The organism is Achromobacter dolens, assembly GCF_902859745.1.
Taxonomy (GTDB): domain Bacteria; phylum Pseudomonadota; class Gammaproteobacteria; order Burkholderiales; family Burkholderiaceae_B; genus Achromobacter; species Achromobacter dolens.
The window spans coordinates 26,786-39,243 of the sequence record NZ_CADIJW010000015.1; the positions used below are offsets into that span (position 1 = coordinate 26,786).

Below are 12,458 nucleotides of genomic sequence, written 5' to 3' on the forward strand. Positions count from 1 at the left end.
CCCCCGAGGGCTCGGAACGTGCATTACGTTGTCTATCTCGATGAATTCGGCCATGTTGGCCCTTTCCTTGCCCGCGACCACGCGCACTACAAGACAAGCCCGGTTTTCGGGTTCGGCGGCTTTCTGTTACCGGTCGATGCCGTGCGCGAATTCGCCATCTACTTCTACAGACTCAAATGCCATCTGCTGAGATTTGAACTGGATCGGCAGGATCAACCCGCCCATCGCTGGGAAAAAAAGGGCGCACAGCTCTACACCGTCAAGAACGTGCTCACATACAAGGCGCTGCGGGTATCGACGGGGCGATTACTGAACCAGATTCGCAAGGTGGGAGGCTACGTCATTTATGCAGGGGAATGTAAATCGGCCGATGCGCACGCGGATCGGGCCGCGGATCTTTTCAAGCGCCAACTGCTGCGCTTGATCCGAATCGCAGACCAATTCTGCAGTGCTCGAAACGCCACCTTCCTGGTGATGCTAGACGAACAACAAGCCGGCAATGACTGGCGTGAGCGCAACATGGAAGCGTGCACCCAGGCAATGTTCGAGGACCCGTACGAGAAATGCAGAGCGTTGATCGAGCCCCCCATTCAAGGTGAGAGCTATTTGTTCCAGACTCTGCAATGCGCGGACTGGATCTGCGGCTTGATCGGCCGATTGTGCGCCTACCAGACCACCCCGGATCAATACGAAGACTGGGCGATTTTTCACCGATATTTTGACGGCCGGATACGCAATTCCACGTTTCCCGCCTGCGGCCTCAGCTACCCTGGCGCTGCGACAGGGCGCGACTGACACCGGCTTACCGTACAAACCCGGCTTTCCGCTTCCCTAAACCCGGCTTGTAAAACCACAAATTCTCATCTCGCGGCTGGCGCGCCACACTGGCGCCAGCCCGCCATGCTTCGTCTTGCGGGTTGCCATAACACCATAAGGACGAGACATGACCCCGAATTTCCCGCGCGCCCTGCGGCGCCTGGCCGCGCCACTGCTGGCGCTGGGCTGCCTGGCAGGCGGCCCGGCCACGGCCCAGGACAACTATCCCAACCACGCCATATCGCTGGTCGTGCCGTTCGCGGCGGGCGGCCCCACCGATGTCGTGGCCCGCAGCCTGGGGGCCGCCATGTCCAAGACCCTCGGCCAGAGCATCATCGTCGAGAACCGGCCCGGGGCGGGCGGCACGCTGGCGGCCACGCATGTGGCGCGCGCCGCGCCCGACGGCTACACCTTCCTGATCCACCACAACGGCATGGCGACTGCCCCGGCACTGTACCGCAAGCTGCCATTCAATCCGCTGACCGACTTCGCCTATGTCGGCCAGGTGGCCGACGTGCCCATGACGCTGCTGGGCCGCAAGGATCTGCCGCCCGCCGACATGGTGGAATTCATCAAGTACGCGCGCGCCAACGGCAACAAGATCAACCTGGCCAACGCCGGCCTGGGCGCGGTGTCGCAGCTATGCGGCATGCTGTTGCAGGAAGCGCTGGGCACGCAGTTCACCACCATCCCGTATGCCGGCACCGCCCCCGCGCTGACGGCGCTGCTGGGCGGCCAGGTGGATGTGCTGTGCGACCAGACCACGCAGACCATTCCGCACATCAAGGCGCAGCGGGTCAAGCTATACGGCGTGACCACGCTGGATCGCATCAAGACGCTGCCCGATGCTTCGACGCTGCAGGAAAGCGGGCTGAAGGGCTTCGAGGTCAAGGTCTGGCACGGCGTGTACGCGCCCAAGGGCACCCCGCCGGAAGTGGTGGCGAAGTTCAATGCATCCCTGCGCGCGGCGCTCAAGGACCCCGCCTTCACGCAGAAGATGGCCGAGCTGGGCGCGGAAATCGTGCCCGAGGCCAAGCAGACGCCGGCCGGCCTGCAAAGCTGGCTGCAGTCGGAAGTGGACAAGTGGGGGCCGATCATCCGCAAGGCGGGTGTGTACGCGGACTGAAGCGTCATGCGGGCCGTTGAGGCGTGCTTGCCGTCGCCCCCAAGCCGGCCCGTCGCTGCAACGAGGCGCGCGTGCCGGTCAGGCGCGATGAGACCCTGACGCGCCCGAGAAAAAGGCCGGCAATAGCTGCCGGCCTTTGCGTTACTGCGCGCTGCGCGCCGCGGGGATCACACGCTCAATTCCTTCCACACCGCCAACGGCGCTTCGGCGTGGTTGAGGGTGTAGAAGTGCAGGCCCGGCGCGCCATTGTCCAGCAGGTTCTGGCACAGCTCTGTGACCACATCCACGCCAAAGGCGCGGATCGAGGCCTTGTCGTCGCCGAGTTCGGCCAGGCGCAGGCGGATCCAGCGCGGCACTTCGGCGCCGCACATTTCCGAAAAGCGCAGCAGTTGGGTGTGGTTGGTGATGGGCATGATGCCCGGCACGATCGGCACCCGCACACCCTTGGCCTGGGCGCGGTCGACAAAGTCGAAGTAGGCGTCGGCGTTGAAGAAGTACTGGGTGATGGCGGCATTGGCGCCCGCCTTGACCTTGGCCACGAAGTGATCCAGGTCCGCCGACGGATTGGCGGCCTGCGGGTGCATTTCGGGATAGGCCGCCACTTCGATGTGGAACCAGTCGCCCGTTTCCTCGCGGATGAACGACACCAGCTCGTTGGCATAGCGCAGTTCGCCGGCGTCGCCGCCCATGCCCGAGGGCAGGTCGCCGCGCAAGGCCACCACGCGCCGCACGCCTTCGTTCTTGTAGGCCTGCAGGATGTCCCGCAGGTCCTGGCGCGAGGCGCCGACGCACGACAGGTGCGGCGCCGCGTCGCAGCCCAGGTTACGCAGCGTGCGCACCGCGTCGGCGGTGCCGGCGCGGGTGGAGCCGCCGGCGCCGAACGTCACGCTGACGTACTTGGGCTGGATCGCCAGCATCTGCTTGGCCGCGCGGACCAGCCGCTCCTGGCCAGCCAGGTCGCGAGGCGGAAAGAATTCCAGGCTGAACGCCGGAGAAGTCGAGTCGGACATATCGGATCAGTTATCCATAGCGCCATGCGCATTGCATGAAACAGGTGCCGCCCCCCTCGGGGTGCCGCGGAGCCGGCTTGGCCGGTCCGCTGGCACGCCCCCTTGAGGGGGAGCGCGTAGCGCTCGGGGGTGGGAATTCAGGGGATCAGTTTGGTAAGCAGGCCCGAGATGATGCTGTACAGGATCGCACCGCCCACGGCCCACCAGAACCCGTTGACCTGGAAGCCCTTCAGCACGGAGCCGACGAACCAGAACAACAAGGCGTTGATGACGATGAGGAAGAGACCGAGCGTGACGATCGTGATGGGCAGTGTCAGCAGCACCAGCACCGGCTTGACCAGCATGTTGACCAGGCCCAGCACCAGCGCGGCGATGAGCGCCGAACCGAAGCTGGCCACGGTGATGCCGGGCAGCAAGTAGGCAACGGCCAACAGGGCCACCGCGTTCAGGATCCAGACGAGTATCAATGCCATTGTTCGACCTCCTGTATTGACGCTCCGCGGTCCCGCCATCGCCAGGCGAGACGGGCAAGCCCCGCGGACCGGAAAGCCCGCGCCGACATGGCGCGGCACTTTCCTATTTTGCTACAAGCATCAGTAGCGGTAGTGATTCGGCTTGTAAGGACCTTCGACCGGAACGCTGATGTAGTCGGCCTGGTCCTTGCGCAGCGTGGTCAGGTTCACGCCCAGCTTCTTCAGGTGCAGGCGCGCGACCTTCTCGTCCAGGTGCTTGGGCAGCACGTAGACTTCGCCCGACTTGTAGGCTTCGTTGCGCGTGAACAGTTCGATCTGGGCGATGGTCTGGTTGGCGAACGACGACGACATCACGAACGAGGGGTGGCCGGTGGCGCAACCCAGGTTCACCAGGCGGCCCTGGGCCAGCAGGATGATGCGCTTGCCGTCCGGGAAGATGACGTGGTCGACTTGCGGCTTGATCTCTTCCCACTTGCAGTCGGCCAGGCTGGCGACGTCGATTTCGTTGTCGAAGTGGCCGATGTTGCAGACGATCGCCTGGTCCTTCATGGCGTTCATGTGCTCACGCGTGATGACGTGGAAGTTGCCGGTGGCGGTGACGAAGATGTCGCCGTGGGCGGCGGCTTCTTCCATGGTCACGACCTTGAAGCCTTCCATGGCGGCCTGCAGGGCGCAGATCGGGTCGATTTCGGTGACCCACACCTGGGCGCGCAGGGCGACCAGCGCCTGGGCGCAGCCCTTGCCCACGTCGCCATAGCCAGCGACAACGGCGATCTTGCCGGCGACCATCACGTCGGTGGCGCGCTTGATGCCGTCGACGAGCGATTCGCGGCAGCCGTACAGGTTGTCGAACTTGGACTTGGTGACCGAGTCGTTGACGTTGATGGCGGCGAAGGCCAGCTCGCCCTTCTGCGACATCTGGTACAGGCGGTGCACGCCGGTGGTGGTTTCCTCGGTCACGCCCTTGATCAGGGCAAGGCGCGTCGAGTACCACTTCGGATCACGCTCGAGCGTTTTCTTGATGGCGGCGTACAGCACGCGCTCTTCCTCGCTGCCGGGGTTGGCCAGCACCGAGATGTCCTTCTCGGCCTTGGTGCCCAGGTGCAGCATCAGCGTGGCGTCGCCGCCATCGTCGAGGATCATGTTGGCGTTCTGGCCATTGGGCCATTCGAAGATCTTGTGGGTGTACTGCCAGTATTCTTCCAGCGTTTCGCCCTTGACGGCGAAGACCGGCGTGCCCGACGCGGCGATGGCGGCGGCGGCGTGGTCCTGCGTGGAGAAGATGTTGCACGAGGCCCAGCGCACTTCGGCGCCCAGGGCCACCAGCGTCTCGATCAGCACGCCGGTCTGGATGGTCATGTGCAGGCTGCCGGCGATGCGGGCGCCCTTGAGCGGCTGCTTGGCGGCGAACTCTTCGCGGATGGCCATCAGGCCGGGCATTTCGGTTTCGGCGATGGCCAGCTCGCGGCGGCCCCAGCCTGCCAGCGACAGGTCGGCGACGATGTAGTCGGAGAAGGATTTATCGGTTACAGCGTTCATGGTGTTGTAGGCTCCACGTGAAAAACGAACGGCGCACGATACGGCCGGACAACGCGAAACCACCACGACAATCGAGTGCTCGCCTTTTCCGCCATACGCGACAAAGGTGAGCGCCGTTGCTGTAACGCCACGCATGACGCGACGTTTGAACAAGGATTCCTGAGCCTGGCGAACCGGGTTCCGCGGGTCATGGGCCAGGGCATGGTCCGTGACGGGAACAGCAGGGTCGTCGCAACGCTCCTCAGGATTGCCCAGCATTGTACCGGTTTGGCCTGCCAGGGGAAATGCCCGGCGGGCGGGAGCGGCGGCGGGCCGCGCCGTCCCTGGACACGCCTCAGCCAGTCTGGATCAGCGCTTTGGCCAGTTCCGCGCCGGGCGTCAGCGGCACCAGCGAGGCCAGCAGGTCCGAGGCCACCGCGTCCCAACTGCGCGTCAGGGCGTGCTCGCGCAACGCGTGCCGGTCCAGCGTCGCCGCGCTGCGGCAGGCGTGCGCCAGGTCCTCGTCGAGGATGCCGGTGACACCCTGCGCCACCACCGCGAGCGGCGCCTCGCTGCGGAACGCGGCCACCGGCGTGCCGCAGGCCATGGCCTCCAGCATTACCAGACCAAAGGTATCCGTCCGGCTGGGAAAGACGAACACGTCGGCCCCGCTATAAATGGCCGGTAGCGCGCCATCGCTCTGCATGCCGAGGAACAGGGCTTCGGGAAAGCGCTTTTTCAGCCGCGCCTCGTCGGGGCCTGCGCCGACCACCACCTTGGTGCCGGGCAGGTCCAGCGACAGGAAGGCGTCCAGGTTCTTCTCGCGCGCCACGCGGCCAACCGACAGGAAGACGGGCCGTGGCAGGTCCTGGAACGCCCTCTCGCGGACAGGCTGGAACTTGCGCGGATCGACGCCGCGCGACCACACGCGCAGGTTGGCGAATTCGCGCCGCGCCAGGATGTCGCGCACCGTCGGCGTGGGCACCAGCACGCATTGCGACGGCCGGTGGAACCAGCGCAGGAAGCGCCACGGCAACGCGGCCGGAATACCCATGCGCGCCTGCAGGTAGTCGGGGAACATGGTGTGAAACGAGGTGGTGAAGCGCCAGCCACGCGACAGCGCCATGCGCCGCGCCGCCAGGCCCAGCGGGCCTTCGGTGGCGATATGGAGCGCGTCGGGCACGGTATCGCCCAGGATGCGGCGCAGTTGCCGCCCGGGCTGCAGGCAGAGCCGCAAATCAGGCTCGGAGGGGGCCGGCACGGTGCGGCTGCCCTGGGGATTCACCACGATCAGTTCGTGGCCCCATTCGGTGAGGATCTGCTGCATGGTCGTCCAGGTGCGGACGACGCCATTGACTTGCGGATGCCAGGCATCCGTAACCAGGACGATGCGCATGATGGGGCCGGAAGTGGGCGACAGCGCGATTTAGCCCGCGCCATGTGACACCCTCAAGACCGCGCCCGGCGCGGCCGGCCTAGTTGTTGCGGCGGGGATACCCCTGCGCCTTGATGCGGATCCAGACTTCGCGCTTTTCCTCTTCCGTCATGAAGACCCAGTTGGCCACTTCCATGGCCGTGCGGCCGCAGCCCCGGCAGATATCGTCGAACAGCGTGGAACAAACGGCAACGCAGGGGGAATCCGAGGCCCGGAAGGCGCGCTGGGCGTCCTCCGGTTCAGGCAATTCGGTCAGATCGGCAAAGGAAGCATTCATGGCCGAAGAGTACCACCAGGGTTGCGTCCCCTTTTGGATTTCCCCACCCCCCGCCGTGGCTTGATTGACAGCCTGGCTAGCGCGCGTCCCAGCCAAAAAAATCGGACACCTCGCGCAACAACGCGTCTGGCGTCTCCTCGGCCAGGTAGTGGGCGCCGGGCAGCGATCCGCCGGAGACGTCGTCCGCCACCGCGCGCCACAGTCCCAGTACGTCGAAATTGCGCCCGACCGCGCCGCGCTCGCCCCACAGCACGCGCAGCGGCAGGCGCAGGCGCTCGCCCGCCGCGCGCCCCTGACGGTCGTGCTCCAGGTCGAGCGTGGCCGAGGCGCGGTAGTCCTCGCAGATGCCGGTGGCCCAGCCCGGCAGGCGCGCCGTGCGCTCGTACTCGGCCATCGCCTCGTCGGAAAAATGCGCCAGCCCGCCGGGGCGGCCGCCCATCACCGAACGCAGGTAGAACACCGGATCGCGTTCGATCATGGTCTCGGGCATGGGCGCAGGCTGGATCAGCCAGAACCAGTGGTAGTAGGCCTGGGCGAAAGCGCGGGTGGTGTTCTCGTACATGTCCAGCGTTGGCGCGATGTCCAGCAGCATCATGCGTCCGACCGCCTCCGCGTGGTCCAGGCCCAGTCGGTGCGCTACGCGGGCGCCGCGGTCGTGGGCCAGGATGTCGAAGCGCTCGTGCCCCAGGGCGCGCATCAGCGCCACCATGTCGGCGGCCATGGTGCGCTTGGAATGCGCGGCATGGTCCGGCGTGGCGGCCGGCTTGTCGCTGTCGCCGTAGCCGCGCAGGTCGGCCGCCACGCACGTGTGGCGGCGCGTCAGCTCGGGCCACACCCGGTGCCAGATGGCGTGGGTCTGCGGATGGCCGTGCAGCAACAGCAGTGGCGGCCCCTGGCCGTCGATGCGGGCGGCGATGTGAATACCGTTGACCTCGTGGCGGCGCACGGGAAGATCGAAGAAAGCGGTCATTGCGGTCGGTGCCTCTCAGTCTGTGGCGTTCATTGGCCGAGCCGGTCGCGCACGCGGCGCGCCACGTCTTTCATCCAGGGATGCCGCGCCCAGTGGCCGGCCTCGAAGTGTTCCACATCCGCCAACTGCTGTAACGAGACGCCCACCATGTCCTGTCCCTGCGAGAACATGCGGCGGTGCCGCGCCGGCAAGTCGAAATGCCCGGTCCAGCCGTCGGCGGCCCGCACCGTGCCCGCCAGCGCGTCGATCTCGACGCGGTTGGCGCCGGGGTCGGACACCCGCGCCAAGAGCGCGTCGACATTGGCCGGCGGCAGGCTCACCAGCAGCAGGCCATTATTGAGCGCGTTGAAGTAGAAGATCTCGCCGAAGCTGGCGGCCACGACCGCGCGGATACCGTACTGCATCAGTCCCCAGACGGCATGTTCGCGGCTGGAGCCACAGCCGAAATTGGGCCCGGCCACCAGCACCGAGGCGCCGGCGTAGGCGGGCTGGTTCAGCACGCAGTCCGGACGCGGCGCGCCGTCGGCGTCAAAGCGCAGGTCATAGAGCAGGCCGCGGTCCAGCCCGGCCTTGTCGATGATGCGCAGAAACTGCTTGGGCATGATCTGGTCGGTGTCCAGATTGGAGTACGGCAGGGGCGCGGCGACGCCGCTGATGATCTGGTTCATGACAGGTTCTCCAGGTCGCGCACGTCGACGATGCGGCCGGCCAGCGCCGCCGCGGCGGCCATGGCGGGACTCATCAAGTGGGTACGGCCGGCTCGCCCCTGGCGGCCTTCGAAGTTGCGGTTGGTGGTGGATGCGCAGCGCTCGCCCGGCCGCAGCACGTCGTCGTTCATGGCCAGGCACATGGAACAGCCCGGCTGGCGCCATTCGAAGCCGGCATCGACCAGCGTGGCCGCGATGCCTTCGGCCTCGGCCTGGGCGCGCACCGCGCCCGAGCCCGGCACCACCATGGCGCGGACCCCATCGGCCACCCTGCGGCCGCGCACGACGTCGGCGACCACGCGCAGGTCCTCGATGCGCCCATTGGTGCACGAACCGATGAAGACCCGCTCGATCGGCACCCCGGCGATCGGCGCACCGGGTTGCAGGCCGATGTATTCCACGGCCTTTTCCAGCGCCAGGCGCGCCAGTGCATCCGGCTCGGCCTGGGGATCGGGGACCGTGCCGGTGATCGGCATGGCCTGGTCGGGACTGGTGCCCCAGGTCACGAACGGCGCGATCCGCGCCGCGTCGAAGACATGCTCGGCGTCGAACGCCGCGTCAGCATCCGTGCGCAGGGTGGCCCAATAGGCGCGCGCCTGCGCCAGTTCGCTGGCGTCCAGGTGTCGCGCGCGGGCAGCGACATAGGCGTCGGTGGTGGCGTCCGGCGCGATCAGCGCGGCACGCGCGCCGGCCTCGACGGTCATGTTGCACAGGGTCATGCGGGCTTCGGCCGACAGGCCTTCGATGGCGCTGCCGCAGAATTCCACGGCATGGCCGCGCGCGCCCTGCGCGCCGATGCGGTGGACCACGTAGATCACCAGGTCCTTGGCCGACACGCCCGCGGGCAGGCGGCCGTCGACGCGGATGCGCATGTTGCGCGCGACCCGGTAGACCAGCGTCTGCGTCGCCAGGATGTGCTCGACTTCCGAGGTGCCGATGCCGAAACCCAACGCTCCCAGCGCGCCGTAGGTGGTAGTGTGGCTGTCGCCGCACAGCACCACCATGCCCGGCAGGATCATGCCGTGCTCGGGCGCGATCACGTGTTCGATGCCCTGCAGCGGATCGGTGGTGTCGAACAGCGCGATGTCCTGCTCGTCGCAATTGCGCTTGAGATTGCGGGCCTGGCGCGATGAAGCGTCGTCCGCAATCACGCGCAGCGCGGCCGGCACCGGATGGGTGGGAATGATGTGGTCCACCACCGCCATCTGCTGCGCGGGCCGCAGGACGCGGCGGCCACGAGCGGCCAGGCCGCTGAAGGCCTGCGGACTGGTGTACTCGTTCATGATGTGCAGATCGACGTACAGCAGGATGTGCTCGTCGTCGATGCGGGCCACCTCATGGCCGGCCACCAGTTTGTCGTATAGCGTCATGCCGGGCATGTCGGTGCTTCCTTGCAAAAAGAGACGCGCCCGCGCGGGGCGCGATGAAACCGGTGCAGCCGCTCAGTTGGCCTCGATGCCGGCGTCCTTGACGATGCCGGCCCAGCGCGTGATCTCGCCCTTGACCATGGCATCGGTCTCGGCGGGCGTGGAGACCAGCGGATCGAAGCCCTCGCGGCGCATGCGTTCGGACAGCTCGGGCGATTGCAGCGCCTGCGCCAGCCTGGCGTTGAGTGTGTCCACCACCGCCTGCGGCGTGCCGGCGGGCGCGCTGATCACGAACCAGGTGGTGAAGGCGTAGCCGGGCAGGCCGGACTCGGCGATGGTGGGCACGTCCGGCAGCAGCGGCGAACGCGTGGTGCCGGTGACGCCCAGCGCCTTGAGCTTCTTGCCGTCGACCTGCGGCTTGGCCGCGGACAGCACGGGGAAGCTCATCTGCACCTGGCCGCTGATGGTGTCCACCATGGCCGGACCGCCGCCCTTATAGGGCACGTGCAGCATCTGCGTGCCCGACACCGACTTGAACAGCTCGGCAGCCATGTGGAAGGTGCTGCCGGTGCCGGCCGAGCCGAAGCTCAGCTCATTGGCGGGACGCGCGCGGATGTAGTCGAGCAGTTCCTTGACATTGTTCACCGGCAGCGACGGCGATACCGTCAGCACGTGCTGCGAGGTGCCCACCGTGCCGACCGAGCGCAGGTCGCGCGCGGTGTCGAACGGCATGGAACGGAACAACGCCGGGTTGATCGCCAGCGACATGGTGTTGATGGCCAGCGTGTAGCCGTTCGGCTCGGCGCGGGCCACCGCGGCCATGCCGATATTGCCGGATGCGCCGGCGCGGTTCTCGACGATCACGCTCTGGCCCAGGGTCTTGCCCCAGGCCTCGGAGATCAGGCGGGCGGCGATGTCCACGCTGCCGCCGGGCGCGAACGGCACCATCAGGGTGACGGGCCGCTGGGGAAAGGCGTCGGCCGCGAGGGCCGGCGCCATCCAACAGGAAGCGGCGGCGGCAAGCGCGAGCAGGCTGCGCAATAGATGATGAAGGGTCTTCATGGGTCGGGTCTCCTCTTGGTCGGCCGCCTGAGGCGGCTCTGTATCGGTCAACCCAGTGTATAAGCCCACTCCATTCTTATAATTAGTTAAATACCTAAATCTTTATTAAATCCAATTTATAAATCTGCCCATGGATGCGCTCTCCGACCTGGCCTTCTTCTCGCTGCTGGTCAAGCACGGCAACCTGTCCGCGGCCGCGCGCGAGCTGGGGCTGACGCCGCCAGCGGTCAGCACGCGGCTGGCCAAGCTGGAACAGCGCCTGGGCGTGCGCCTGCTCAATCGCAGCACCCGCCGCGTCAGCGTCACGCAAGAGGGCGAGCTGTATCTGGCGGAAGGCAGCCGCATCCTGGCCGACCTGCAGGCGCTGGAGCGCTCGGTCTCCAGCAGCCGGGCGCAGCCCCAGGGGCTGCTGCGCCTGAACGCCACCTTCGGCTTCGGCCGCGCCTACGTGGCGCCGGCCGTGTCGGATTTCGCCCGTCAGTATCCGGAAGTGGAGGTGCAGTTGCGCCTGACCGACCGGCCCTTGAACCTGATCGAGGAAGGCTTCGACGTGGCGGTGCGTTTCGGCGACCTGCCCGACGCGCGCCTGACGGCCCGCAAGATCGCCTCCAACCGGCGCCTGCTGTGCGCCTCGCCGCGCTACCTGGAGACCTTCGGCGAGCCGCGCGCGCCGGGCGAGCTGCAGCGCCACCGCTGCATCGTGGTGCGCGAGAATGACGTGGCCTACGGCACCTGGCGGCTCGAATCCGGCCAGCGCGCCGAGACCGTGAAGGTGCGCGGCCCGGTCAGCTCCAACGACGGCCAGAGCGCGCTGGAATGGGCCCTGGACGGCCACGGCATCGTGATGAGATCGGAATGGGAGACCGCCGAGCACCTGCGGGCCGGCCGCTTGCGGCAGATCCTGCCGGAATGGTCGACGCCGCCGGCCGACATCCACGTGCTGTATCCAGAGCGCCTGAACCTGCCCGCCAAGACCCTGGCGTTCGTCGATTTCCTGGCGCAGCGCTTCGCCCGCCATCTGCGCGCGCCGGGTTCGCAGGCCGCCGTTTGGTGACGAACGTCCCGCGCGCTGTCAGATCTCGTCGATGGCGGTGCTGGCCGGCATGTCGCCGATGGCATAGCGGTCGCGCGTGGTGACGTAGAAGCTGGCGCCAAAGCGGCCCACCGGAAAATAATCCTGCAGCCGCACGCGCCAGGTGTCCGTGTCGATCAGCCCATCGCGCGCATGCAGCCAGCGCACCTGGCCGATGAAGATCTGGCGGCTGGCGGTTTCCAGGGTCTCGAACAGGGTGCATTCGAACGCCACCGGCGCCTGCACGATGCGCGGCGGCGCCACCCGCTGGCTCGGCGCGGCGTCCAGGCCGGCGTGCGCCAGCTCGCTGACGTCGGCCGGCAGGCGGTCGCCGCAGCGGTGCATTTTCTCGGCCATGGCCTCGTCGGTCAGGTGCACCACGAATTCGCGATCGCGCGCGATGTTGCGCGCGGTGTCCTTCAGGTTGCCGTCCTCGAGCCGGTTGATGCTGACCATGACGATGGGCGGATCCTCGCCCAGCATGTTGAACATGCTGAAGGGCGCGGCATTGACCACGCCGGTTTCGGACAGGGTGGTGATCAGCGCGATCGGCCTTGGCACGATCAGGCTGGCCATCAGCTTGTAACGCTGGTATTCGGTGATTGAATCGAAGTCGATGTCCATG

Annotated in this window: 13 protein-coding genes and 1 riboswitch; of the genes, 3 read left to right on the top strand and 10 right to left on the bottom strand. The window is 67.0% G+C overall.

From position 1 onward, the window contains the following. Positions 1-18 precede the first annotated feature (18 nt). Positions 19-795, top strand: a complete 777-nt coding sequence (locus HV783_RS13375; protein ID WP_082401787.1) for a DUF3800 domain-containing protein — start codon at positions 19-21, stop codon at positions 793-795. 148 nt (positions 796-943) lie between these two features. Then, positions 944-1,942, top strand: a complete 999-nt coding sequence (locus tag HV783_RS13380) for a tripartite tricarboxylate transporter substrate-binding protein (protein ID WP_064528034.1) — start codon at positions 944-946, stop codon at positions 1,940-1,942. A 167-nt stretch (positions 1,943-2,109) separates the two neighbouring features. On the opposite strand, the gene metF is transcribed toward HV783_RS13380, so the two are convergent. From metF to HV783_RS13425, 9 genes are all read right to left on the bottom strand, one after another. Further along, positions 2,110-2,952, bottom strand: coding sequence for a methylenetetrahydrofolate reductase [NAD(P)H] (metF, locus tag HV783_RS13385; RefSeq protein WP_020925929.1), 843 nt, complete (start codon positions 2,950-2,952; stop codon positions 2,110-2,112). 137 nt (positions 2,953-3,089) lie between these two features. After that, positions 3,090-3,425, bottom strand: coding sequence for a phage holin family protein (locus HV783_RS13390; protein WP_006389784.1), 336 nt, complete (start codon positions 3,423-3,425; stop codon positions 3,090-3,092). A gap of 120 nt (positions 3,426-3,545) precedes the next feature. Further along, positions 3,546-4,964, bottom strand: a complete 1,419-nt coding sequence (gene ahcY, locus HV783_RS13395) for an adenosylhomocysteinase (protein WP_049077027.1) — start codon at positions 4,962-4,964, stop codon at positions 3,546-3,548. Between the two features lie 101 nt (positions 4,965-5,065). Next, positions 5,066-5,213, bottom strand: a riboswitch (S-adenosyl-L-homocysteine riboswitch). An 85-nt stretch (positions 5,214-5,298) separates the two neighbouring features. Next, positions 5,299-6,339, bottom strand: a complete 1,041-nt coding sequence (locus HV783_RS13400) for a glycosyltransferase family 4 protein (RefSeq protein WP_175189295.1) — start codon at positions 6,337-6,339, stop codon at positions 5,299-5,301. Positions 6,340-6,418: 79 nt separating this feature from the next. Beyond that, positions 6,419-6,655 carry a DUF1289 domain-containing protein gene (locus HV783_RS13405; RefSeq protein WP_054500339.1) on the bottom strand — a complete coding sequence of 79 codons (237 nt, stop codon included), beginning with the start codon at positions 6,653-6,655 and terminating at the stop codon, positions 6,419-6,421. A 76-nt stretch (positions 6,656-6,731) separates the two neighbouring features. Beyond that, on the bottom strand, positions 6,732-7,625 hold the full coding sequence (locus HV783_RS13410; RefSeq protein WP_054500338.1) for an alpha/beta fold hydrolase: 894 nt from the start codon (positions 7,623-7,625) through the stop codon (positions 6,732-6,734). A 29-nt stretch (positions 7,626-7,654) separates the two neighbouring features. Further along, on the bottom strand, positions 7,655-8,293 hold the full coding sequence (leuD, locus tag HV783_RS13415; protein ID WP_175189296.1) for a 3-isopropylmalate dehydratase small subunit: 639 nt from the start codon (positions 8,291-8,293) through the stop codon (positions 7,655-7,657). Continuing rightward, positions 8,290-9,711: a 3-isopropylmalate dehydratase large subunit gene (leuC, locus tag HV783_RS13420; RefSeq protein ID WP_175189297.1), complete on the bottom strand. Its 1,422-nt coding sequence runs from the start codon at positions 9,709-9,711 to the stop codon at positions 8,290-8,292. Before leuC ends, leuD begins: the two co-directional genes overlap by 4 nt. Before the next feature lie 63 nt (positions 9,712-9,774). Further along, on the bottom strand, positions 9,775-10,761 hold the full coding sequence (locus HV783_RS13425; protein WP_175189298.1) for a tripartite tricarboxylate transporter substrate binding protein: 987 nt from the start codon (positions 10,759-10,761) through the stop codon (positions 9,775-9,777). Between the two features lie 130 nt (positions 10,762-10,891). Between HV783_RS13425 and HV783_RS13430 the strand changes: the two genes are divergently transcribed. Continuing rightward, positions 10,892-11,815, top strand: coding sequence for a LysR family transcriptional regulator (locus tag HV783_RS13430; protein ID WP_020925922.1), 924 nt, complete (start codon positions 10,892-10,894; stop codon positions 11,813-11,815). 18 nt (positions 11,816-11,833) lie between these two features. Here HV783_RS13430 and HV783_RS13435 read toward each other — a convergent pair whose 3' ends face one another. After that, positions 11,834-12,457 (bottom strand): flavin reductase family protein, encoded by a 624-nt coding sequence (locus HV783_RS13435; protein WP_020925921.1) that lies wholly within the window; start codon positions 12,455-12,457, stop codon positions 11,834-11,836. Between the last annotated feature and the right edge of the window lies 1 nt (position 12,458).